This window comes from Pleomorphomonas oryzae DSM 16300 (genome assembly GCF_000422965.1).
GTDB lineage: Bacteria > Pseudomonadota > Alphaproteobacteria > Rhizobiales > Pleomorphomonadaceae > Pleomorphomonas > Pleomorphomonas oryzae.
The window spans coordinates 184,716-208,418 of sequence record NZ_AUHB01000007.1 but is presented as its reverse complement, the minus strand read 5'-3'; the positions used below and the strand labels follow the sequence as shown (position 1 = coordinate 208,418).

Below are 23,703 nucleotides of genomic sequence, written 5' to 3'. Positions count from 1 at the left end.
AAGATCAGAATTTCTCGTCCGGATAGACGCCCCAGAGTGACCCCTGGGCAATCCAGCCGGAAAAGCCCTTGCCGTCGAGCCGACACCAGGTGCCGTCGCATTTTTCGACCGGTGCCTGAACCTTCGGCTCGACACGGGCGGTGACGCGGCTAGTGTCGTTGGGACTGGCATGCAGATCGATCAGTGTCTTATCGGCAGCCCAAGGCGCGACGATCGCCGTGCGCGTTCCCGACAGGAGCGAATGGAACACCCATCCCTCGCCGCCCTCGAAGTCGCGGATACGCCGCCAGTTCTCAAATTCCTGGGTGATCTCCACCGGCATGCCGGCACGCACGTAGCGCCAAACGATGGCCTGATCGCGCGACGGCCCCTGACGAACGTTGACGGAATCTGATTTCAGGCTGACGAAGCGCGGCACCGGCAGGCCGGAACTGCCGACGGTTACATTCTGAGCCAGCGAGGGACTCGCGAGCAGCAGCCCCGCGGCCAGAATCGCCGCCGCCCGTAGCCTCGCCGCCCTCATCGTCGCCCCACCTTCCGTACCGAAAACACGCGCCGCTCTCAAAAGCAGCTCCAGCTCTCATGGTTGCCGGTCAAAGTTAACGTCGCGTCAACGCCGTCGCGTAAGGAATGATCGGAGATCGGACCTCCACCGGATTGACGCCCGTAAGCGGCTGGCCGACACTTGTTGCCACAGATCGCCGCCCGTCGGCGATCTTGAGGAAGGACGAAACGCAATATGGCTGGCAAAAAGCCTCTGGTGGTGGTGACGCGTAAGCTGCCCGACATCGTCGAAGCGCGCATGCAGGAGCTGTTCGACGTCCGCCTCAATTCGGCCGATCGGCCGATGAGCCAAGCCGAGCTGGTCGAGGCAAGTCGCATCGCCGATGTGCTGGTGCCCACCGTGACCGACCGTGTCGATAGCGGTGTCATCGCCCAGGCCGGTCCGGGCCTGAAACTGATTGCCAATTTCGGCAATGGCGTCGACAACATCGACGTCATCAAGGCGACGGAACGCGGCATTGCCGTAACCAACACGCCGGGCGTGCTCACCGAGGACACCGCCGACATGACCATGGCGCTGATCCTCGCCGTGCCGCGTCGTATGGCCGATGGCATGCGGGCGCTTCAGGCCGGCGAGTGGCAAGGCTGGTCGCCGACCGGCATGCTTGGCAACCGTCTGCGTGGTAAGAAGCTCGGCATCGTCGGCATGGGACGGATCGGCCAGGCCGTCGCCCGCCGCGCCAGCGCCTTCGGCCTGTCGGTCTTCTACCATAACCGGCACCGCCTGCCGACCGAGACCGAGGACAAGCTTGCCGCCACCTGGTGCGAAAGCCTCGACCAGATGCTGAACCGCATGGACATCGTCACCGTCCATTGCCCGCACACGCCGGCGACCTACCATCTCCTGTCGGCACGGCGACTGAAGTTGATGCGGCCGGATGCCTACCTGATCAACACCGCCCGTGGCGAAATCGTCGACGAAGCGGCCTTGACGCGCATGCTGGTGGCCGGCGAGCTGGCCGGTGCCGGCCTTGACGTCTACGAACAGGAACCGTCGATCAGCCCGAAGCTGGTCAAATGTGGCCGCGCGTTGTTGCTGCCGCATATGGGTTCGGCAACCATCGAGAGCCGCATCGAGATGGGCGAGAAGGTGATTGTCAACATCCGCGCCTTCATGGACGAGCATCACCTGCCCGACCGCGTGCTGCCGTCGATGTTGTGATTTTCAGCCTCAATCGCCGGCGGGCCTCCGGCCCTTGGCTTTTCGCTTCGCGCGGCGCCAATTGGCGCCGGAAGCCGCTAACGCGGCTTCAGCTTAATGTCGACGTTGGAAAGGTTGATCTCAGGCTGGCAGCTTCAGGCCCGCATCACGAGCGAGTTGGGCGAGGTTGACCGCCGGGCGTGGTCCGATGTGACCGACGCATTCACCGCCAGCGAGACAGCCGAGCCGCGTCGCCTCGGCAAGCGTGAGGCCACGCGAACGGGCGTAGAGGAAGCCAGCGGCAAACTGGTCGCCCGCGCCGGTCATATCGACCAGTTCGTCCACCTCCGATGCCGGCGCCGATACCAGCTCGTCACCATCAAAGGCCAGTGCGCCTTCGCCACCCAGCGTCACCGCCGCCGCCTTGCAGTCGCGCCGGAGGCAGGCGACAGCCGTGTCGAGATCATGCGTCTCGTAAAGCGCCTTGGCCTCTTCCTTGTTGGCAAACACCAGGTCGACCGTGCCGGAGCGCATCAGTTCGAGAAACTCGGCGCGGAAACGGTCGACACAGAAGCTGTCCGACAGGGTGATCGAAGCGAGGCGGCCGTGGGCATGCGCAATGGCCGCAGCCTTGCGGAAGGCTTTCTTGGCCTCCGGCGGATCCCACAGGAAGCCTTCGAGATAGGTATAACGAGCGGCAGCAACCGTCTTTTCGTCGATATCGTCCACCGTCAGATGGTGGCAGGCGCCGAGATAGGTATTCATGGTCCGCTCGCTGTCGGGCGTGATCAGAATCATGCAGCGAGCTGTGGGGGCACCGTCAAAAAGCGGCCGCGTCTCGAAATGCACCCCTTGAGAACGAATGTCGTGGGTGAACACTTCGCCGAAGGCGTCGGTTGCCACCTTGCCGATATAGGCGGCGCGACCACCGAATGAGGCAACGCCAGCTGCCGTGTTGGCCGCCGAACCGCCGGACGCCTCGACCGCCGGCCCCATCATGTCATAGATACGTCCTGCCTCCTCCGCGTCGATCAACCGCATCATGCTCTTGGTGACGCCCAGCTCCACCAACATGTCTTCCTCAGCGGGAGAAAGAATATCGACGATGGCGTTGCCGATGGTCAGCACATCGAAGTCGAGGCTCATATGAAACGTCTCCTGGGTCCGAGATCGACGCGGACATCTCTTCCATTTGGCCTAGACCATTCCTAACTGACCGGCAAGCCGCGCGAATACGGCATTTGAAGGAGAAGCCGAAGAATGTTGAATGCTGTATTCACCGCTCTGCGCGACATACCGACACCACCCTTTCGGGCCGTGCTTTTGAAGTCGATCGGCCTGACCCTCGCCCTGCTCGCCGTGCTCTGGATCGGCACTTGGGCGTTGGCCGACCATTTCTCGGCTGCCCTGCCGGATGGCTGGCGAACCGCCGTCGAGTGGCTGGTGGGCATTCTTCTGTTCGTCGGACTTGGCTTCCTGGTCGCGCCGGTGACGGCTCTGTTCGCCGGCCTTTATGCCGACGAGGTGGCGGAAGTGGTCGAACGAACACGTTATCCTGCCGACCGACCGGGCATTTCACAGCCATTGATGACCGGCCTCGTTCAGGCGTTGCGCTTCACCGCTTTCGTGGTGCTGGTCAATATCGCCATGCTGCCGCTGCTGTTCCTGCCCGGCATCAACGTGCCGATCTTCCTCGTCGTCAACGCCTATCTCCTGGGGCGGGAATATTTCGAGCAGGTGGCCATGCGCTTTCGTCCGCCGCTGGCAGCACGAGCGTTGCGGAGCGCCCATTCCGGCAAGGTGATGCTGGGCGGGCTGACCATCGCCCTCCTGCTCGCCGTGCCCATCGCCAACGTGCTGACACCGCTTTATGCAACGGCGCTCATGGTGCACATCGTGAAGCTCGCCGAGCGGCAGGAGCGAGCCTGATCAGACCGGCGGCGTGCCGTTGTCGGCCAACACCTCGCCGGCCAGATAAAGCGAGCCGCAGATCAGAATGCGTGGCGCCGGTCCCGACCACGTCTCGCGGAGATGAGATAGCGCGGCGGTCACGCTGGCGGTGGCCATGGCGGTGACGCCGGCGCCACGCGCATCAGCAGCCAGCGCCTGCGGCTCGCGCGCCGCATCAGATCCGCGAATGGGAACTGTATAGACGCGGCGAGCGAGGCCCGCGAACGCCTCGAAGAAGCCGACCGGATCCTTGGTAACGAGCATGCCGGCGACCAGCACCAATGGCCGGGCGACGCGCTCCTCGAGATCGGCCATGGCCGAGGCAATCACCTCGCCGGCGCCCGGATTGTGACCGCCGTCAAGCCAAATCTCCGATCCCTCGGGGGCGGCATCGACGATGGTGCCGGTCGTCAGGCGCTGCAGTCGCGCCGGCCATTCGACGCGCTCCATGCCACGCTCGAAGGCGTCGTGCCCGACGCGGAAGCCCGCTGCGCGAACAGCGGCGATTGCGGTGCCGGCATTGCTGATCTGATGGCCGCCGGGAAGACGTGGTCGCGGCAAATCGAGAAGGCCGTCGACGTCTTGGAACACCAGGCGCCCGTGCTCTTCGAAGGCGGTCCAATCCTGGCCCCCGATCATCAGCAGTCCGGCCCGCACCTCGGCCGCCACCCTTTCAATCACGGCGACGACGCCGTCCGGATTGGGCGACAAAACCACCGGCGCGCCAGCTTTGATGATCCCGGCCTTCTCGAAGGCGATCTTCTCAACGGTGTCGCCGAGATAGGCCTGATGATCGAGGGAGATCGAGGTGATCACCGACACGGCCGGTTGGTCGATGACATTGGTGGAATCGAATCGGCCACCGAGACCGACCTCGAGCAACAGGGCATCGGCCGGCCGTTCGGCAAACAGCAGAAAGCCGGCGGCGGTCAACAGCTCGAAAAGAGTGATCGCCTCATCCCCATTGGCTTTTTCGGTGCGGGAGAGCGCGTCGGCCAGCGTGTCGTCATCGACGAAACTCGATGCGCCCGGCCCGTCGGCGAGGCGAAAACGTTCGTTGTAGCGGACGAGATGCGGCGAGGTATCGGCGTGGATCCGGAGGCCTTCGGCCTCCAGGATAGCGCGCAGGAAAGCCACCGTTGATCCCTTGCCGTTGGTACCGGCGACATGAAAGACCGGCGGCAAGCGCTGCTCCGGATGGCCGAGCGCGCCGAGCAGCCGACGGATGCGGCCGAGCGAAAGATCGAAACCTTTCGGCCAGCGCGCGCCAAGGCGGTCGATGATGTCGAGCGGCGTTTCCATGGCAAAGTCCGGATACGGGCAAGGTCGCCCAAAAAAAGGAACACGCCGCCATGACGGCGGCGCGGGAATCGCAAAGCCGGGGCTGCTGCCCGTCAGGCCGGAATGAGCGCGGTACCCTTGGCGTGGGTCAGCAGACGGACGAGGCGGCCGATGGTGGCGCGCATCTGGTGGCGATGCACCACCAGGTCGACCATGCCGTGCTCATGAAGATATTCGGAGCGCTGAAAACCCTCCGGCAGCTTCTCACGGATGGTCTGCTCGATGACGCGCGGGCCGGCGAAACCGATCAGCGCACCCGGCTCGGCGATGTGGACGTCGCCCAGCATGGCATAGGAGGCGGTCACGCCGCCCAGCGTCGGGTTGGTCAGTACGACGATATAGGGCAGGCCCGCTTCCCGCAGCATTTCGACTGCCACCGTGGTGCGCGGCATCTGCATCAGCGACAGGATGCCCTCCTGCATGCGGGCACCGCCGGACGCCGTGAACATGACGAAGGCGGCCGACCGAGCTATTGCCTCTTCGACGCCGCGAATGATCGCCTCGCCGGCGGCAGTACCGAGCGAGCCGCCCATGAAGTCGAAGTCCTGCACGGCGGCGACCACGGCGTTACCCTCGACCCGCCCAGCACCAACCAGAATGGCATCGTCATTGCCGGTCTTGGCGCGAGAGTCCCGCAGCCGGTCGACGTAGCGCTTCTCATCGCGGAACTTGAGGGGATCCTGTGCGACAGCTGGCGTCGAGATTGCCTCGTAGTCGCCGCCGTCGAACAGCTGCACGAAGCGCTCTTTCGGCGGCATGCGCATGTGATAGCCGGAGTTGGGGATCACCCACTGGTTGGCTTCGAGGTCGCGGTGGAAAACCATCTCGCCGGTCTCCGGGCATTTCACCCAGAGGTTCTCCGGCACGTCGCGCTTGGCGGACCAGAGGGAACGGATTTTCGGGCGGACGACGTTGTTGATCCAGTTCACGGGGAGTTTCGACCTTTGCTCGCGGAACGCCGGCCGGCCATGCCGTTTCCGGCGCGGAACCGGCCGCAGCCATACTTCGGGCGCCGCCGGTCCTTCGTCGAGGCTCTCATAACACAGCCTTCCCGAGGACCAAAGTCGTTTTGCCTTGGGCATCAGGTCTGCGAAAGAGCCGCGCCCGCCGGGAAAAGCCCCTTTTCCGTGAACGCCGCTCGGGTTAGCCTCGGTTCGCACCAGGAGACAGCCATGCCGATGCCCATCATTGAACGCCGTCGCATAGAGGCGGAGATCGTCGGCCATCTCTATCGAGAGCTGGTTACCCGCTTCGGAGAAGGGCCGGCCCGTGAGGCCGTCGACGCAGCCATTCGCAAAGCGGCGGTTGCCCATGGCGAAAAATGCCGCGCCGACCTCGGCCATATGCCTGACTTCACCGATTTCGAGGCCATTTTGCCGGCCTGGACGGCCGAGGATGCATTGACGATCGAGGTGAAAGAGGTCGGCCCAGACCGCTTCTCCTACGACGTCACCCGCTGCCGGTATGCCGAGACCTACAAGGAGATGGGGCTTTCCGAGATCGGCGCGCTGCTCTCGTGCAACCGCGATGCCGCCTTCTGCGAAGGATATAATCCGGCCATGCGTCTCGAGCGCACCGAAACCATCATGGAGGGGGGCCGGCGCTGCAATTTCCGCTATCGTCTCGATAAGGCGTAGCGCTAACCGTCCGCCGCAGATTAGGTCGATCGGAGTGATTTGCATCAAGGCGTTTACCTCGAAAACAGCCGTTTGCTGAATTTGCAACCATCGGCCACTGCTGGTCTTGCATCCGCCGACCAAATCGGTTGATGAAAGAAAGTCAGAAACGAAAGTTACAAAAATGTCCGGTTACAGAGGCCGTCGCCGGCCTTTGTCGGCTTTGTTTTTTTAGTTTTGGATCGCCCGTCCGATGCCACGCGGGCGGCACGGAAAGAGTGCGATGAAAGTCGGGGTTCGCGATATCGCCAGGGAAGCGGGCGTTGCCGTCAGCACCGTGTCGCATGTCCTGAATGGAACCGCCTCGATCAGCCGCGAGGTGCGTGACCGCGTGCTGGCCGTGGCGCGCGAGCTTGGCTATCTCGACCAACGGCGGGCCAAGGCGACTATTGCCACCATGGAGCGAGTGGTTGTGGCCTTCGACCGCGGCTTCACGACCACGGGTGATGCTGCCTTCCGTAACCGTGCTCTTTATCAAGGCCTTAAGCGGGAATGCGAGCGCCGGTCGCTGAAGATCGTCGCGTCCATTTCCGAAGGCGACGGCGTCGACGCACATGACGTCGAAGAGATTGCCAGCTCAGAAAAGGCCAACGGCGTCATTGTGATAAGCAGCGGGAATAAACTCGATCTCGGTGAGCTCGTCAAAGTCGGTCTGTCATTGGTGATCATGAATGGCGAGGAACAACTGCGCCGGGCCGATGCCGTGGTGCCAGCCAATGCTTTTGCTGCCGGCATCGCCGTGCGACATCTTGTGGCAGCAGGGCACAAGCGCATTCTGATGCTGGGTACGGCCGGCCGTGACCATCTGGCAGCCCGGCGCGCCGGCTTTCTCGATACCATCGATGCCTTGGGTCTCACGGCTGCGGGGGCCATTGTCGCGACTGAGGACAATGTTGAAGCAGGCGAGGCTGCCGTCGCCCTGCGGCTCGGCGAAACCCTCGGCCTTAATGGCGCAACCGCATTTTTTTGTCTTTCCGATCCGCTGGCGGAAGGCGCGCTCAGAGCATTGTCGGCAGCCGGGCTCAAGGTGCCGGCCGACATATCGGTGATCGGTTGCGACGGCGTTCGGGAAGCCCGTCCGGCCGATCTTGCGACGGTCAATGTCGGCTACGAAGATCTTGCCAGATCGGCTCTGGCAATCATCGAGTCACGATTGATGGTGCCCAAGCCGGCGCGCTCCTGCATCCTGGTGGAGTTTGGCGCCGAATTGATCGCCGGCGCCACCGTCGGGCCACCGCCCGGCCAGCTTACCTCGCGGGACGGGGGCAGCGCGGCGCGGCCACGGGGGAGGCGATATCGTCATGTCAGCCTCGGCGGGGGAGGGCCGCATGCGCGTCTCGTTTCTGATCGATTTCACTGATCTCCGGCGTTGGCAAGCGGAGGCGATCGTTGGCGTGCTGACCGCCACGGGAGCCAGCGGCGCCATTATCCCGGTGACCGGTCCACCACCGGCCGGCCTTCTCGATCTTTGTCTTGCCTTCGAAGCTCTCGCCTTCCGCCGGCCGCGCAGCAAACCGCTCGACCGAATCTCACCCGACGCGCTCAATCTGCCGATGGACGCCACGGATGCCGATCTTGTCATCGATCTTGCCGCCTCGACGGAGACGACCGGTGATCGGCTGCTGATTACCGTGGGAGGATTTGGCGTCATCGCCGGTGCCGCCGACGCCATCATGGCCGGCGAGGAACCCTTCGTCGATCTGATTGCCGTGGTGGATGGCCAACAGCGCCTGGTCGGCCGTTGGCATGTTGCCGTCGAGGACCGGCGGCAGCTTGGCTCGGGCATGACGATCGCTGCCAGCCGAGCGATTGAAATGCTGACGCTGGCCGCCAGCCAGTTGGCAGGTGGCGCCGCGCTCCGCGACCTGACGCTACCGCGCGTGGAAGCCGATCCATCGCCGCACCGTCCGGGCCAGCCGGCTCTCTTCGCGGCGGCTGCCTTCGCGCGTTCCCTCGCCGCTCGCCTGGAGCGTCTGGTGCGCACCCCGCCCAACTGGGCGATCGCGTGGCGGACCGACGAAACCGGAGATGGGGCCCTACCGACGATTACCGGCCGACCATGGCGCCGACTCGCCGATGACGGCCAACGCTTTTACGCCGACCCCTTCGTGGTTCGGCGCATGGGCCGCACCGTCCTGCTGCTGGAAGAATTTCCCTTTGCCACTGAAAAGGGCGTGATCTCGGCGGTGGAATTCGGCACTGACGGCCCTGTCGGCACACCACGGCCGATTATCGAGACGGACTGCCACCTGTCCTATCCCTTCGTCTTTGAAGAGGACGGGGCTCTTTACATGATCCCCGAGACGTCCGGCCGACGTCAGGTCCAGCTGTGGCGGGCCATTGAATTCCCCGACCGCTGGGAGCAGGTGGCGGTGCTGATCGACAACATCGATCTGGGCGACGCCACGCTTTTTCAGAGAGATGACCGACGTTATCTGTTTGGCACCGTGCGTCCGAACTGGGGCTCGAGCTGGGACGGCCTCGCCATATTTACGGCCGAGCGGCTGACTGGAGCATGGGCACCATTGTTCGCCGGCCCGGCCAAGGTGGACGTCGCCTCGGCAAGACCGGCTGGACGCATGTTCCCGGTGGGGACGACGATGATCCGGCCCTTCCAGGATAGTGCCGGCGGCTATGGTGCCGGCCTTGGCTTTGCCCGCGTTGACCGGCTCGATGCCGGGGGCTACGCCGAGACAACACTCATGGCGCTGCGACCGGCACCGCCGCTTTCGGGCCTCCACACTTACAATCGAGGCGGCGGCTTTGAGGTGATCGACGTGATTGCCGATGGCGAGGCGGTCGTCGTCACCCCGTGATGTCAGCCGCGATAGTTACCAGCGCCGATGGCGCGGACCACAGTCCATGGTCTGGAATCGCTCGTAGCGAATGACACGCCCCCAGGGATCGACAACGGGCCTCTCGACCCAGCGCGGCCGGCACATCGGTGGCGGACCGTAACCGTAACCCGGCGCGCCCCAGCCCGGCCGCCCCCAACCAGGGCCTCCCCAATGAGGCGGCGGCGGCGGTCCCCAGCCCCAACGCGGCGGCGGTGGCGGCATGCGCGGACCATCGTTATAACCAAAATAGAAGCCATCGGCGGCGGCGCTGGATGCGCTGCCGGCAAGGCCCGCAGCGGCGACCAACGCCACCACGAGAGAGGCAGTGAGAGTGGTGAGAAGACGCCTGTGAAGCATGACACGGACCTCCTTGGAGCCCGAGGCCATCGGCTTTCTACCGCCGGGCCATCTTGAACATATGTCTACGCCGCTTCCCTTGAACCAACCATGAGTCCGGCGTTCATCGGCCATTCAGCTTTTCAGCCGATAGTTCAGTCCTGAAAGCGTAGCCGATGACAGAACCCACCCTTCTCATCATCATGGCGTCCGATCTCGCCGATGCCGTCGCCGAGTGGCGGCGCTGGTTGGCCGATCTTCGCCGCCTCAGTCCGCGAACCGGGGAGGCCTACAGCCGCGACGTCGACGACTTCGTCCGCTTCCTGACCGGACACCTCGGTGCCCCGCCAACCGTTGCCGACCTCGGCCGGCTGTCGCCAGCAGATTATCGGGCCTTCCTGGCGCGGCGCCGACGCGACGGTCTCGCGGCACCGAGCCTTGCCCGCAGCCTCTCGGGTGTCCGTTCGCTGATTCGCTTTCTCGAAAAGCGCGGAGAGGCGAGCAGCGCCGCCATCGCCGCTGTTGGAGCGCCCAAGGCGCCGCGCCGCCTGCCAAGACCGCTCGGCGTCGCCGACGCATTATCAGTCGTTTCCGATGCTGGAACTCTCGCGGACGAGCCCTGGGTAGCTGCTCGCGATGGCGCCGTGCTGGCGCTACTCTATGGTGCCGGTCTGCGCATTTCCGAAGCGCTTGCTTTGACTGCCGCCGAGGCTCCTCCGGAGGTGGGTGGCGCTCTTCGCGTGACCGGCAAGGGCGGCAAGACGCGGCTGGTGCCCGTGCTGCCGGCGGTGGGGCGGGCGGTCGCTGCCTATGTTCGCCTCGCGCCGTTCCGCCTCGCACCTGAGGAGCCGCTTTTTCGCGGCGTGAAAGGCGGGCCGCTGTCGCCCCGTATCGTTCAGCTCGCTCTGCAGCGGCTGCGCGGCGCCCTGGGTCTCCCCGAGACGGCAACACCCCATGCGCTCCGGCATTCATTTGCCACGCATCTTCTTGGCTCGGGTGGTGACCTCCGTACCATTCAGGAGCTGCTTGGCCACGCTAACCTGTCGACGACTCAGGTCTACACCTCGGTCGATGCCGAGAGGCTGGTGGCTGCCTGGAAGGGCGCGCATCCGCGCGCCTGAGGTCAGAATCGCTCGGCAGTCGGCTTTCTTTGCTCCATCGGATGGCTTAAGGCTTGCGTCCCATCCCATCTGACGGGAGCCCTTTCGGGCCGCATTCTCTTGAACGCTTCATCTGCTTCTCAAGCCGGCCCAAACTGGCTCGGCTACGGATTCGCCGCTCTCGGCGCGGTGCTGTTTGCCTCCAAAGGCATTCTGATCAAGCTCGCCTTTGCCGAGGGCGTCGACACGCTGACGCTGCTGGCGCTACGGATGGGGCTTTCCGTACCGATCTATATCGCCGTTGGCTTTATCGCTTACGCTCGAGACCGCCAGAAGGCGGCTCCGATGCCCGCTTACGGCAAAGCGCTGCTGATCGGGATGATCGGCTACTGGTTCTCGTCCTATGCCGATTTCAAAGGCTTGGAGACCCTGACGCCGCAATTCGAGCGGTTGATCCTCTTCACCTATCCGCTGTTCGTGCTGCTGCTCGGTGCCCTGCTGTTCCACATGCCGCTGCGATGGAAGTCGCTGATGGCCTTCGGCATCGCCTATCTCGGCCTCGCCGTGGTTTTTCTTGCCGATTTTGAGACAGACGGCAGCGACATTGTCGTTGGCACTCTTTGGGTGCTGGGCGCCGCCGTTTCCTTTGCGCTCTACCAACTGCTGGCGGGCGGCAGCATCGCCATCCTGGGCGCGCCACTCTTCACCTCCGTCGCCATGACCGGCGCGGCGGTTGTGGTACTCTTGCAGTTTTTCGCCACACACCCGCTATCGGCACTCCTGGTGTCCGGCAGGGCTTTTGCGCTGGCGGTAACGCTGGCGATCGGCGCAACGGTGTTGCCGAGTTTTCTGATGAGTGCGGCGCTATCGCGCATTTCGGCGGCAGCCAATTCCACCATCGGCACGCTGTCGCCGGTGGTGACGCTGTTTCTCGCCGTGTTGATTCTCGGCGAACCGCTTCGCGGCGTTGACCTTTTGGGAACAGCGCTGGTGGTGGGCGGCGTCGGCCTGTTCACAATTGCCGACCGGCGCCGCCGCTAATTCCTGGAAGCGGCGAAGGCCCAATGGGCCACCGCTCCCATCTTTTGCTTGTGCATCGGATTCTTCGAAAAGCGGGGCCACTTTTCGGTCCGGCGCCTTAGGCGTGGATCGCCCGCTTGTCGACGGCGAGCGCCGCCTCCTTCACAGCTTCCGACAATGTCGGATGGGCATGGCAGGTCCGGGCGAGATCCTCGGCCGAACCGGAGAACTCCATCAGCACCGCCGCCTCGGCAATGGCTTCGCCAGCACCGGGCCCAATGATGTGGACGCCAAGCACCCGGTCGGTTTCGGCGTGCGCCAAAATCTTTACAAAACCGTCCGTCTTGAGGATCGACTTGGCGCGTCCATTGGCGAGGAAGCTGAACTTGCCGACCTTGTAGGGTACACCGGCCGCCTTGAGATCTTCCTCGGTACGGCCAACGGCAGCGACCTCGGGAGAGGTATAGACCACCGCAGGAATGACGTCGTAGTTGACGTGGCCTGCCTTGCCGGCCAGCAGCTCGGCAACCGCCATGCCCTCATCCTCGGCCTTATGGGCCAGCATCGGTCCGGTGACCACATCGCCGATGGCGTAGATGCCCGGCACGCTTGTCGCGTAATGGCCGTCGATCTCGACGCGGCCCTTGCCGTCAAGCTTCACGCCGACCTCGGCAAGACCCAGACCGTCCGTGTAGGGCCTGCGGCCCACCGCCACGAGCACGACGTCGGCGGTATCCGTTTCTGCTTCACCGCCGGCCGCGGGTTCGAAGCTCACCTTGCCACCGTCTACACCGGTCACCTTACGACCGAGCTTGAAGGTGAAGCCCTGCCGTTCGAGGAGCCTCTGGAAAGCCTTGGCAACCTCGCCATCGAGTCCCGGCAGGATGCGGTCGAGATATTCGATGACCGTGACGCGCGCGCCCAGCCGCTGCCATACCGAGCCGAGCTCGAGACCGATGACACCGGCGCCAATCACCACCAGATGCTCGGGCACCTTTTCGAGCAACAGCGCGCCGGTCGAGGACACCACCGTCTTCTCATCGATGGTGATGCCGGGCAGGCCGGCCACATCCGAGCCGGTGGCGATCAGGATGTTCTTCGCTTCGATGACCGCTTTGTCGCCGCCGTCTGAGGTGACCTCCACCTTGCCGGTCGCGACGATGCGCCCCGTGCCGCGATGGACAGTTATCTTGTTCTTCTTGAACAGGAAGTCGATGCCCTGGACGTTGCTTTTGACGGTGGCGTCCTTGTGGCCCATCATCGCCGGCAGATCGAGCTCGGGTGCGGCGATCTTGACGCCCAGCTTGGCGAACACATGGCCAGCCTCATGGAACATTTCGGAGGCGTGCAACAGGGCCTTGGAGGGGATGCAGCCAATATTGAGACAGGTGCCGCCATGGGTTGCCCGCTTTTCGACGACGGCGACGCTCATGCCGAGCTGGGCGGCGCGGATGGCTGCCACATAGCCGCCGGGACCGGTACCGATGACAACGAGATCGAAGGACATGGAAGCACTCCTTTGAGGCCGCAGCGGCGTGTTCAGTTATGCGTCGTGGATCACTCGGCCCGCGAAAGGGCGAGACGGACGCCAAAAGCGATGAAGACGGCGCCAGTCACGCGGTTGATCCATACGCCAGCGCGCGAAAAGGCGCTCCTCACCTTGGGCATGGTCAGAAAACAGGACACCGCCGAGAACCAGAGAATGAGGCAGCTCGCCATGACCAGGCCATAGGCTCCTTTGACGAGCGCCGGCGTCTGGTGGCTGACGAGGACTGAGAAAAGCGACAGGAAAAACAGGATCGGCTTGGGATTGAGGGCGTTGGTTACAAAGCCGAGACCAAACGCCCGACGATCACTCATGGGCGTCGCCGGGGCGCTGGTTTCGGTTTCGGGCAACACCGGCGCGGGCGCTCTCAGCGCCATCACCCCCATATAGATCAGATAGGCGGCACCCGCCCACTTGATCGCCGAGAACAGCAGCAGGGACTGCGAGACGATCAGGCCCAGGCCCAGAATCGTATAGGTCAGGTGAAACAGCAGCGACGTGCCGACGCCGAAAGCGGTGAGAATGCCGGCTCGCCTGCCATGCACCAGGCTCTGCCGCATCACCATGGCAGTGTCGGCCCCGGGCGCCACGATGGCGAAGGAGAAAACCGCCATGAGGCTGGCAAGTTCGCCAAGATAAGGGGACATCCGGCTTCCTTTCGGTTGTCGCGACCGCTCTCGTCAGCGGGGGGGCAAGATAGCGCGTCAGCCCCCTCCCTCCAACTGAGGGAAGGGGCTGAACGCAGAGGCGATGGATGTCAGAGGTCTAGAACGAGCCGCTGTGGCTCCTCGAGGTTCTCCTTGACCCGGACAAGGAAGGTCACGGCTTCCTTGCCATCGATGACGCGATGATCGTAGGACAGGGCCAGATACATCATCGGCCGGATCTCGATCTTACCGCCCACCACCATCGGTCGCTCCTGGATCTTGTGCATACCCAGGATGCCCGACTGCGGTGCGTTGAGGATCGGGGTCGACATCAGCGAACCGTAGACGCCGCCGTTGGAGATGGTGAAGGTGCCACCCTGCATCTCCTCGATGCGCAGGAGGCCATCGCGGGCGCGCTTGCCATATTCGCCGATCTTCTTCTCGATGCCGGCAATGGAAAGCTGATCGGCATCGCGCACAACCGGTACGACGAGGCCCTTGTCGGTGCCGACGGCGACGCCAACGTGATAGTAATTCTTGTAGACGAGGTCTTCGCCGTCGATCTCGGCATTGACGGCCGGAATCTCCTTCAGCGCCTGCACCACAGCCTTCACGAAGAAGCCCATGAAGCCGAGTTTGACGCCGTGCTTCTTCTCGAAAAGATCCTTGTAGGACGCCCGGAGCGCCATCACACCGGTCATGTCCACCTCGTTGAAGGTGGTGAGCATGGCGGCAGCGTTCTGCGCTTCCTTCAGGCGACGGGCGATGGTCTGACGGAGCTTGCTCATCCGGACCCGCTCTTCGCGGCTGGCATCATCGGCGGCCACCGGCGCACGGGGCGCCGACGGCGCGGCGGGAGCCGGAGCGGCGGTGCGAACGGCGGCGACGGCCGCCAGCACGTCTTCCTTCAGCACTTGGCCACGCTTGCCCGAGCCGCTCTCCACACTGGTGCCGGTTTCGGCCATGACGCGGGCAGCGGCCGGTGACGGCGGCACCGATGCCGGCGCGGCGGCCTTGGCGGGCTCAGCCGCCTTGACCGGAGCAGCAGGCTCGACCGCTTTGGCGGGCTTGATCGGCTCGGCCACCTTCGAAGGCTGCGCGCCTGCCGACGCCGCGCCAAGCGAACCCAGGATAGCGCCGACCCCGACGGTCTCGCCGGCTTCGACCAGTATTTCAGACAGCGTACCGTCGACCGGCGCAGGCACCTCGATGGTCACCTTGTCGGTCTCCAGCTCGACCAGCGGCTCGTCGGCCTTAACGGCATCGCCGATTTTCTTGAACCAGCGGCCGATGGTCGCTTCTGTGACCGATTCGCCGAGCGTCGGGACGCGGATGTCGTTGCCCATTTGAGCTTCTCTCCAGATGCGAAAGGAATGGAGGCGGCCGAGTGGCCGCCTCGAAAGCCGGTCAGCCGAGTGCCTCGTCGAGGAAAGCGGCGAGTTGGGCCAGATGTTTGGACATCAGGCCAGTGGCGGTGGCGGCTGACGGCGCGCGGCCGGCATAGCGGGCACGCGGAACCTTGGCGCCGATCTGTTTCAAGACCCATTCGAGATAGGGGTCGATGAAAGTCCAGGCGCCCATGTTCTTGGGCTCTTCCTGGCACCAGACATGCTCGGCGTTCGGGAAGCGGCTGAGTTCGTTGACCAGCGCCTTGGCCGGGAACGGATAGAGCTGCTCGACGCGCAGGAGGTAAATGTCGTCGATGCCGCGCTTCTCGCGCTCCTCGAGCAGGTCGTAGTAGACCTTGCCGCTGCACAGCACGACCCGGCGAATGTCCGCGTCGGGCTTCAGGCGCACGGTCACCGTATCGGGGTCGGACTCGGCATGATCCCAGAGCAGGCGGTGGAACGATGTTTCCGCCCCCATGTTTGCGAGTTTCGACACCGCCCGCTTGTGGCGGAGCAGCGACTTCGGCGTCATCAGGATCAGCGGCTTGCGAAAATCGCGGGTCAGCTGGCGCCTGAGGATATGGAAGTAGTTGGCCGGCGTCGTGCAGTTGGCGACCTGCATGTTGTCTTCGGCACAGAGCTGCAGCCAGCGTTCGAGACGGGCGGACGAATGCTCCGGCCCCTGGCCCTCATAACCGTGCGGCAGCAGGCAGACGAGGCCGGACATCCTGAGCCACTTGCGTTCACCACCGGAGATAAACTGGTCGAACACCACCTGCGCGCCGTTGGCGAAGTCGCCGAACTGCGCCTCCCAAAGGGTGAGCGCGTTGGGGCGGGCCAGCGAGTAGCCATATTCGAAGCCGAGCACCGCCTCTTCCGACAGCATCGAATTGATGACCTCGAAAGGTGCCTGCTCCGGAGACAGGTTGGCGAGCGGGATGTAGCGCGCCTCCGTCTCCTGATCGTAGAGCACGCTGTGACGCTGGCTGAAGGTGCCGCGCTCACAGTCCTGGCCGGAAAGGCGGATCTTGTGGCCGCCAAGGGCGAGCGAGCCGAAGGCCAAAGCTTCGCCCAGCGCCCAATCGATGCCCTCGCCAGTCTCGATCGCCTTCTTGCGGGCATCGAGGAAGCGCTGGACGGTGCGGTGGACGTTGAAGGTCGGCGGCACCGTATTGATCTTGAGGCCGATTTCCTTGAGCGTCTCGATGTTGACGCCGGACTGACCGCGCCGCTGTTCGTCGAAGCTGTCGGCGACCTTGAGCCCAGCCCAGGCGCCATCCAGCCAATCGGCCTTGTTGGGCTTATAGGCCTGACCAGCCTCGTATTCCTGATCGAGCTTCTGGCGGAAGGCAGCCTGCATGCCGATGACTTCGTCCTGGGTGACCGTACCCTCGTCGATCAGCTTCTTGGCGTAGATCTGCAGTGTCGTCGCATGGCCGCGGATCTTGGAATACATGATCGGCTGGGTGAAGCCCGGCTCGTCGCCTTCGTTATGGCCGAAGCGGCGATAGCAGATCATGTCGATGACCACCGGCTTGTGGAACTTCTGCCGATAGTCGATGGCCACCTTGGCGGCATAGACCACGGCTTCCGGATCGTCGCCGTTGACGTGCAGGATCGGCGCCTCGACCATCTTGGCGACGTCGGACGGATAGGGCGACGAGCGCGAGAAGTGCGGGTTGGTGGTGAAGCCGATCTGGTTGTTGACGATGAAGTGGATCGAGCCGCCGACGCGATGGCCGCGCAGCTGGCTGAGACCGAAGCACTCCGCGATGACGCCCTGGCCGGCAAAGGCCGCGTCGCCATGCAGCAGCAGCGGCAGCACCTTGACGCGCTCGCGCAGCGGAATGATGTCGCCTTCCCAGACGGTGGCGGAAACGTCCTGCTTGGCGCGCACCTTGCCGAGAACCACCGGATTGACGATTTCGAGGTGCGACGGGTTGGGTGTCAGGCTGAGGTGCACCTTGTTGCCATCGAACTCGCGGTCCGAAGAGGCACCGAGGTGGTACTTGACGTCGCCCGAGCCTTCGACGTCGTCGGGGGCGTAGGAGCCGCCCTTGAACTCGTGGAACAGCGCCCGGTGCGGCTTGGCCATCACTTGCGTCAGCACGTTGAGACGGCCACGGTGCGGCATGCCGAGCACGATCTCTTTCACGCCGAGGTTGCCACCCCGCTTGATGATCTGCTCGAGCGCCGGGATCAGGCTCTCGCCGCCATCGAGACCGAAACGCTTGGTGCCGGTGTACTTGACGTCGAGGAACTTCTCGAAGCCCTCGGCCTCCACCAGCTTGTTGAGAATGGCCTTCTTGCCATTGTCGGTGAATTCGATCTGCTTGTCCGGCCCCTCGATGCGCTCCTGAATCCAGGCCTTCTCCTCGGGTGAGGAGATATGCATGAACTCGTAGCCGATGGTGCCGCAGTAGGTGCGCTTCAGAATGTCGATCATCTGCCGCACGGTGGCGTATTCGAGACCGAGGACGTGATCGATGAAGATCGGCCGGTCCATGTCGGCTTCCGTAAAGCCGTAGCTCGTCGGATGCAGTTCCTCGTGGTCGAGCTTCTTGGCAACGCCGATCGGATCGAGATCGGCGTGAAGATGGCCACGCATGCGATAGGCGCGGATCATCATGATGGCGCGCACCGAATCGAGCGTCGCCTGCCGAAGCTCCTCGGCACTGATGCCGGCCGGCTGCGCTTTCGCCTCGATCTTCTTCTCGAGGATCTTGCTGGCCTCGGGCCAGTTGCCATCGAGAGCGGAGACCAGCTCGCCGTTGATCTTGGGCGGCCAGTCGGGCCGGGTCCAGCTGGCGCCGCGCGCGCTACGTGCCGTCGCCGGCTCGGAGAGGGCGTCGAAGAACTCCCGCCACTCAGGGTCGACCGAAGAGGGATCGGCGAGGTAGCGGGCCTCGAGCGCCTCGATATAGGTGGCGTTGCCGCCATAGAGGAACGAGGTCCCGGCGAAAGCGTCGTTATCGTTCTGCCGTGCCATGTGCGTTTCGGAGCCGTCCGCTCCGTCCTCGCGTTCCGGCGATAGCAGGATCGCTTCGCCGTGGGTATCGATGACCAAGCAACCGCATTCGGGCGAATGCTTGGCCTTTGTTGTCCGCTTTAGGCCTTCAAGCGCTCGGCGAGCGTCCTGCCAAGCTGGGCCGGCGACGGCGATACGACAATGCCAGCCGCTTCCATGGCGGCGATCTTGTCCTCGGCGCCACCTTTGCCGCCGGAAATCACCGCACCGGCGTGACCCATGGTGCGGCCGGGCGGCGCCGTGCGACCGGCGATGAAGCCGACCATCGGCTTCGCGCGGCCACGCCTGGCCTCATCCTTGAGGAACTGCGCCGCCGCCTCCTCGGCCGAGCCACCGATTTCACCGATCATGACAATCGACTTCGTCTCGGGATCGGCCAGGAACAGTTCCAGCACGTCGATGAACTCGGTGCCCTTCACCGGATCACCGCCAATACCGACGGCGGTGGTCTGGCCGAGACCTTCGTTCGTAGTCTGGAACACCGCCTCATAGGTGAGGGTTCCCGACCGCGATACAATGCCGACCGAGCCCCGGCGGAAGATGGAGCCGGGCATGATGCCGATCTTGCATTCGCCGGGGGTCAGCACGCCGGGGCAGTTGGGACCCAGCAGACGCGACTTGGAACGGTCGAGCCGGGCCTTCACCTTCACCATGTCGAGCACCGGAATGCCTTCGGTGATGGTGACGATCAGCGGCATCTCGGCATCGATCGCCTCGATGATCGACACGCCGGCGGCCTTGGGCGGCACATAGACAACGGAGGCGTTGGCGCCGGTCTTCTCGCGCGCTTCGGCGACGGTGTCGAACACCGGCAGCGTTGCCTTCGAGCCGTCGGGCAGTGTGCCCTCCCAGGTGGAGCCGCCCTTGCCGGGCGTGACGCCGGCCACCATCTGGGTGCCGTGGTAACCGAGCGCCTGCTCGGTGTGGAACGTACCGGTCTTGCCGGTCAGGCCCTGAACGATGACCTTGGTGTCCTTGTTGACGAGAATGGACATCGCGTCAGGCTCCCTTTACGGCGGCGACAATCTTGCGGGCAGCGTCGTCGAGATCATCGGCGGCAATGACGTCGAGACCGCTTTCGGCGATGATCTTCTTGCCGAGGGCGACGTTGGTGCCCTCGAGGCGGACGACCAGGGGCACTTGAAGACCGACCTCGCGCACGGCGGCGATGACGCCCTCGGCGATGACGTCGCACTTCATGATGCCGCCGAAGATGTTGATCAGGATGCCTTTCACGGCGGGATCGGCCGTAATGATCTTGAAGGCCGCCGTCACTTTCTCGCGGGAAGCGCCGCCGCCGACATCGAGGAAGTTGGCCGGTTCGGCGCCGTAGAGCTTGATGATGTCCATAGTGGCCATCGCAAGTCCGGCGCCGTTGACCATGCAGCCGATATTGCCGGAGAGCGCCACATAGGCGAGGTCGTGCTTGTGCGCCTCGATTTCCTTCGCATCCTCCTCGGTGAGGTCGCGCAGCGCCTCGACATCCGGATGACGGAACAGCGCGTTGCCATCGAAGGACACCTTGGCGTCGAGAACGCGCAGGTGACCGTCTTTCAGCACGATCAACGGGTTGATCTCGAGAAGGCTCATGTCCTTGTCGACGAAGGCCTTATAGAGGAGCGGGAACAGGGTTTCGGCATCCTTTGCCGCGGCACCGTCCAGCTTTAGGGCGGACACGATGGCCGCCACATCAGCGGCGCTGACGCCCGCTTCCGGGTCGATCGCGACGGTGACGATCTTTTCCGGCGTATCGTGAGCGACCGTCTCGATGTCCATGCCGCCCTCGGTGGACACCACGAAGGCGACGCGTCCAACCGCGCGATCGACCAGTAACGAACAGTAGAGCTCGCGGGCAATGTCGGCGCCATCCTCGATATAGAGGCGGTTCACCTGCTTGCCGGCCGGACCGGTCTGCTTGGTGACAAGCGTCGCGCCCAGCATCTCGCGTGCGAATGACGCGACCTCATCCACCGAACGGGCAAGGCGAACGCCACCCTTGTCACCAGCGGAGGCTTCCTTGAACCGTCCCTTGCCGCGACCACCGGCATGGATCTGACTTTTCACGACCCAGAGCGGGCCAGGGAGCGACCGGGCAGCCGCCTCAGCCTCGTCGGGAGAAAAGACGGGCACACCAGCGGCGACAGGCGCGCCGAACCCCTTGAGCAGGGCCTTTGCCTGGTATTCGTGGATGTTCATCCGGAAGTCCTTGGCTTGGGAGTGGGGAAGAGAGGCGGACTGAGTGAAAATGCGGATGGATTCGCTAGAGACGAAAAGGCCGGGTCGCCGTTTGGCGGCCCGGCCCATGTTTTCAAACGATCAGGCCAGCGCCGGAGCGATGGTCTTGCAGGCTTCGATCAGACCCTTGACCGAGGCCACCGACTTCTCGAAGCCGGCCTTTTCCTCGGACGAAAGCTCGAGATCGACGATCTTCTCGACACCACCGGCGCCAATCATGGCGGGCACGCCGACATAGGTGCCGGTGACGCCGAACTCGCCCTTGAGGCAGGCAGCCACCGGCAGGATGCGCTTCTTGTCCTTGAGGTAGGACTCGGCCATGGAAATGGCGGAAGCGGCCGGAGCGTAGAAGGCCGAACCGGTCTTCAGGAGAGCGACGATCTCGCCGCCGCCCTTGCGGGTGCGGTCGACGATGGCGTCCAGCTTCTCCTGGGTGGTCCAGCCCATCTTCACCAGCTCGGGAAGCGGCACGCCGCCGACCGTCGAATAGCGGATCAGCGGAACCATGTCGTCGCCGTGGCCACCGAGGGTCATGGCATGAACATCTTCGACCGAAACGCCGAACTCATCCGACAGGAAATAGCGGAAGCGAGCCGAGTCGAGCACGCCGGCCATGCCGACGACCATATGGGCCGGCAGACCGGAGAACTTCTGCAGCGCCCAGACCATGGCGTCGAGCGGATTGGTGATGCAGATCACGAAGGCCTTCGGGGCATACTTGGCAATGCCGGCGCCGACCTGTTCCATGACCTTGAGGTTGATGCCGAGGAGGTCGTCGCGGCTCATGCCGGGCTTGCGCGGCACGCCGGCGGTGACGATCACCACGTCTGCGCCTTCGAGCGCTTCATAGCTGTTGGTGCCGGAAAGCTTGGCGTTGAAGCCTTCGACCGGGGCGGTTTCCGCGAGATCCAGGGCCTTGCCCTGAGGCACGCCGTCCATGATGTCGAACAGGACGACATCGCCGAGTTCCTTCTGACCGGCCAGGAGGGCCAACGTGCCGCCGATCTGGCCAGCACCAACGAGAGCGATCTTTTTCCGCGCCATTGATTATTACCTTTCCCTTTACGTAAAGGTTAGTTAGATCGAAATCGATCGGCATGGAATTACAATGATCGCGAGTCGCGTGCAAGCGAGACTATCGGGGAAAGTCAACTTTTCACGAAGACGGTACTGCTTTGTGAGGTCACTTCTTCATGTGGTAGGTGACGCGTGCGTCATGTGGTCGATGATTGCGAACGGGATGGATCGGCGGCGCGATGCAGCCAAGCCTCCGTCCGCATCTCGATAAGCCGCGACGCGGTCCGGGCGAACTCGAAGGCCTCGTTGCCCTCTGTTGCGTAATAGAGTTCGGCCGGCTCGCCATCGGCCGTCAGCACCAGTCCGCGCCCCGCGTCATAGAGAACGTCGATCAGCGTAATGAAGCGTTTCGCCCGGTTGCGCTCGCCGGCGGCAAGACGAGGCACGCCCGTCACCATCAGAAGGTCGAAATGGCGGGCAATTGCTCGGTAGTCGGCAGCTCCAAGCGGCTGGTCGCAGAGCTCTGCGAAGGTGAAGCGAGCACGCCGACCGGCGGCACGCGCCACATGAACGGTGCGCCCCTTGACGCGAAGGTCGCAGGCTTCCTCGCCATCGCCCGAAAGGGAGGCCCATAGACGCTCGGCGGCAGCATCGGTGGCTGGACCAAGCGGGGAGAGATAAACCTCAGCCGCCGTGAGTCCTTCCAACCGATGGTCGGCACCGTCCTTGAGATGCAAGATCTCGCAACTTTCCTTCAGAAGACCGATGAAAGGCAGGAAGCTCGCCCTGTTGAGGCCGTTCCAATAAAGGCGATCGGGCGCGACATTGGACGTGGCGACCAGAGTCAAACCGAGGTCGAACAGGCGCCCGAACAGGCGGCCGAGCAGCATGGCGTCGGCAATGTCGGTCACCGAAAACTCGTCGAAGCAGAGAAGCCGTATCTCATCGGCGAGCGATCGCGCCACGATTTCAACGGGGTCGCGCGGATCGCCGGCCGCCATGGCCCGGCGCGCCGCAGCAATGGCCTCGTGCATGTCGCCCATGAAAGCGTGGAAATGCTGTCGCCGTTTCTTTTCGATCGGCGCCGCCGCATAGAAGCGGTCCATCAGCAATGTCTTGCCGCGACCGACGCCACCCCAGAGGTAAAGGCCGCGCGCCGCCGGAACGGACCCCACGGGTATGAGACCGAGGAGACGGCGGCGCGCACGTGGGGCGGCGAGCCTTTTGAGCAGCCGATCGAAAGCCACGGCCGCCTGCCGCTGGGCGGCATCAGCCGTGAGCCGGCCGGCGGCGATCTCGCCGTCGAACCAGAGGGCGACCTCGCCGGCCGTAGCCTCAGCCGTCATGCCGGTTATCAGCTGCGGAAGAACTGCACGCCGCGTTTGCTGACGTCGGTCTGGCCGGAATACCGATTGGGAGCCGCGGCATAGAGGCGGGCGACGACCGACCCGGAAGCGTCCTTCAGCAGAATTTCCTTGCCGGCGACGTCCCAGGCGCCGATCGCCTTCAGCTCGTCGGATACGCAGCCGCGCGTCGAGGCGCGGAAGCCGCCACTCCAGGTGGTAAGATTCATGGAGAGCTGACACGTCTCGCCGGCCGAGGCGAGCGTCCAGCCGCCGATCAGATCGGCCTTGCGCACATCCGCGGCAACGCCCGGGTTGGCGGGAGCGATTGCCGGGCCCGTCGGCTGACCCATGGCCATGTCGGTCGTCGGTTGCGTCATCACCGGTGCCGGCAACGCTTGGCTCGCCACCGGGTTGACCGGTTGCGGCGCCAGCGGAGCGATGCGCGGCGGCGGCGGTGCATAGCTGCTACAGGCGGCGAGCGCGAGGACGGAAACAACGGAGGCGGTGGCAATGATGCGCATCAGGAGGGCT

21 protein-coding genes are annotated in these 23,703 nt (G+C 64.1%); 7 read left to right on the top strand and 14 right to left on the bottom strand.

What is annotated here, in order from left to right:
* Positions 1–4: 4 nt before the first annotated feature.
* A complete protein-coding gene (locus G522_RS0113780; RefSeq protein WP_026791549.1) occupies positions 5–523 on the bottom strand; it encodes an SH3 domain-containing protein in 519 nt (172 codons plus the stop codon).
* A 216-nt stretch (positions 524–739) separates the two neighbouring features.
* On the opposite strand from G522_RS0113780, the gene G522_RS0113775 reads away from it, so the two are divergent.
* Entirely contained in the window at positions 740–1,726 is a 987-nt protein-coding gene (locus G522_RS0113775; protein WP_026791548.1) for a 2-hydroxyacid dehydrogenase, read from the top strand.
* 120 nt (positions 1,727–1,846) lie between these two features.
* Here the strand turns inward: G522_RS0113775 and G522_RS0113770 are convergent, their stop codons facing one another.
* Positions 1,847–2,851: an adenosine kinase gene (locus G522_RS0113770; RefSeq protein ID WP_026791547.1), complete on the bottom strand. Its 1,005-nt coding sequence runs from the start codon at positions 2,849–2,851 to the stop codon at positions 1,847–1,849.
* A 114-nt stretch (positions 2,852–2,965) separates the two neighbouring features.
* Between G522_RS0113770 and G522_RS0113765 the strand changes: the two genes are divergently transcribed.
* Positions 2,966–3,634, top strand: a complete 669-nt coding sequence (locus G522_RS0113765; RefSeq protein WP_026791546.1) for a sulfate transporter family protein — start codon at positions 2,966–2,968, stop codon at positions 3,632–3,634.
* Here G522_RS0113765 and G522_RS0113760 read toward each other — a convergent pair whose 3' ends face one another.
* Both G522_RS0113760 and accD read right to left on the bottom strand, forming a co-directional pair.
* Positions 3,635–4,957 carry a bifunctional folylpolyglutamate synthase/dihydrofolate synthase gene (locus G522_RS0113760; protein ID WP_026791545.1) on the bottom strand — a complete coding sequence of 441 codons (1,323 nt, stop codon included), beginning with the start codon at positions 4,955–4,957 and terminating at the stop codon, positions 3,635–3,637.
* Positions 4,958–5,049: 92 nt separating this feature from the next.
* Positions 5,050–5,925, bottom strand: a complete 876-nt coding sequence (accD, locus tag G522_RS26825) for an acetyl-CoA carboxylase, carboxyltransferase subunit beta (RefSeq protein ID WP_036839272.1) — start codon at positions 5,923–5,925, stop codon at positions 5,050–5,052.
* A gap of 243 nt (positions 5,926–6,168) precedes the next feature.
* Here accD and G522_RS0113750 point away from each other — a divergent pair, with 243 nt between their 5' ends.
* The 3 genes from G522_RS0113750 to G522_RS29000 all read left to right on the top strand — a co-directional run bounded on the left by G522_RS0113750 (position 6,169) and on the right by G522_RS29000 (position 9,488).
* The gene (locus G522_RS0113750; protein WP_026791544.1) at positions 6,169–6,633 is read left to right on the top strand and encodes an L-2-amino-thiazoline-4-carboxylic acid hydrolase; all 465 of its coding nucleotides are present in this window, start codon (positions 6,169–6,171) and stop codon (positions 6,631–6,633) included.
* A 262-nt stretch (positions 6,634–6,895) separates the two neighbouring features.
* Positions 6,896–8,032, top strand: a complete 1,137-nt coding sequence (locus G522_RS26820; RefSeq protein WP_051228615.1) for a LacI family DNA-binding transcriptional regulator — start codon at positions 6,896–6,898, stop codon at positions 8,030–8,032.
* Positions 8,001–9,488: a glucosamine inositolphosphorylceramide transferase family protein gene (locus tag G522_RS29000; protein WP_051228614.1), complete on the top strand. Its 1,488-nt coding sequence runs from the start codon at positions 8,001–8,003 to the stop codon at positions 9,486–9,488. The genes G522_RS26820 and G522_RS29000 overlap by 32 nt, the downstream gene beginning before the upstream one ends.
* Positions 9,489–9,503: 15 nt before the next feature.
* Here the strand turns inward: G522_RS29000 and G522_RS26810 are convergent, their stop codons facing one another.
* Positions 9,504–9,866, bottom strand: a complete 363-nt coding sequence (locus G522_RS26810; protein WP_156886934.1) for a hypothetical protein — start codon at positions 9,864–9,866, stop codon at positions 9,504–9,506.
* Between the two features lie 155 nt (positions 9,867–10,021).
* Here G522_RS26810 and G522_RS0113730 point away from each other — a divergent pair, with 155 nt between their 5' ends.
* Positions 10,022–10,966, top strand: coding sequence for a tyrosine recombinase XerC (locus G522_RS0113730; RefSeq protein WP_026791543.1), 945 nt, complete (start codon positions 10,022–10,024; stop codon positions 10,964–10,966).
* 99 nt (positions 10,967–11,065) lie between these two features.
* Positions 11,066–11,986: a DMT family transporter gene (locus tag G522_RS0113725; RefSeq protein ID WP_084633169.1), complete on the top strand. Its 921-nt coding sequence runs from the start codon at positions 11,066–11,068 to the stop codon at positions 11,984–11,986.
* Positions 11,987–12,083: 97 nt separating this feature from the next.
* Here G522_RS0113725 and lpdA read toward each other — a convergent pair whose 3' ends face one another.
* The 9 genes from lpdA to G522_RS30290 all read right to left on the bottom strand — a co-directional run bounded on the left by lpdA (position 12,084) and on the right by G522_RS30290 (position 23,693).
* Positions 12,084–13,472, bottom strand: coding sequence for a dihydrolipoyl dehydrogenase (gene lpdA / locus G522_RS0113720; RefSeq protein WP_026791541.1), 1,389 nt, complete (start codon positions 13,470–13,472; stop codon positions 12,084–12,086).
* A 50-nt stretch (positions 13,473–13,522) separates the two neighbouring features.
* Positions 13,523–14,158 (bottom strand): LysE family transporter, encoded by a 636-nt coding sequence (locus G522_RS0113715; protein ID WP_026791540.1) that lies wholly within the window; start codon positions 14,156–14,158, stop codon positions 13,523–13,525.
* A gap of 110 nt (positions 14,159–14,268) precedes the next feature.
* Positions 14,269–15,504, bottom strand: a complete 1,236-nt coding sequence (gene odhB / locus G522_RS0113710) for a 2-oxoglutarate dehydrogenase complex dihydrolipoyllysine-residue succinyltransferase (protein ID WP_026791539.1) — start codon at positions 15,502–15,504, stop codon at positions 14,269–14,271.
* A gap of 61 nt (positions 15,505–15,565) precedes the next feature.
* Positions 15,566–18,535 (bottom strand): 2-oxoglutarate dehydrogenase E1 component, encoded by a 2,970-nt coding sequence (locus G522_RS0113705; RefSeq protein WP_026791538.1) that lies wholly within the window; start codon positions 18,533–18,535, stop codon positions 15,566–15,568.
* A 119-nt stretch (positions 18,536–18,654) separates the two neighbouring features.
* Complete coding sequence (gene sucD / locus G522_RS0113700) at positions 18,655–19,569, bottom strand: succinate--CoA ligase subunit alpha (RefSeq protein WP_026791537.1); 915 nt, start codon at positions 19,567–19,569, stop codon at positions 18,655–18,657.
* Between the two features lie 4 nt (positions 19,570–19,573).
* On the bottom strand, positions 19,574–20,770 hold the full coding sequence (gene sucC, locus G522_RS0113695) for an ADP-forming succinate--CoA ligase subunit beta (RefSeq protein ID WP_026791536.1): 1,197 nt from the start codon (positions 20,768–20,770) through the stop codon (positions 19,574–19,576).
* A gap of 120 nt (positions 20,771–20,890) precedes the next feature.
* Positions 20,891–21,853 (bottom strand): malate dehydrogenase, encoded by a 963-nt coding sequence (mdh, locus tag G522_RS0113690; protein WP_026791535.1) that lies wholly within the window; start codon positions 21,851–21,853, stop codon positions 20,891–20,893.
* A 170-nt stretch (positions 21,854–22,023) separates the two neighbouring features.
* Positions 22,024–23,172: a cell division protein ZapE gene (zapE, locus tag G522_RS26805; RefSeq protein WP_036839266.1), complete on the bottom strand. Its 1,149-nt coding sequence runs from the start codon at positions 23,170–23,172 to the stop codon at positions 22,024–22,026.
* Positions 23,173–23,180: 8 nt separating this feature from the next.
* Entirely contained in the window at positions 23,181–23,693 is a 513-nt protein-coding gene (locus G522_RS30290) for a protease inhibitor Inh/omp19 family protein (RefSeq protein ID WP_051228613.1), read from the bottom strand.
* Positions 23,694–23,703: the final 10 nt, after the last annotated feature.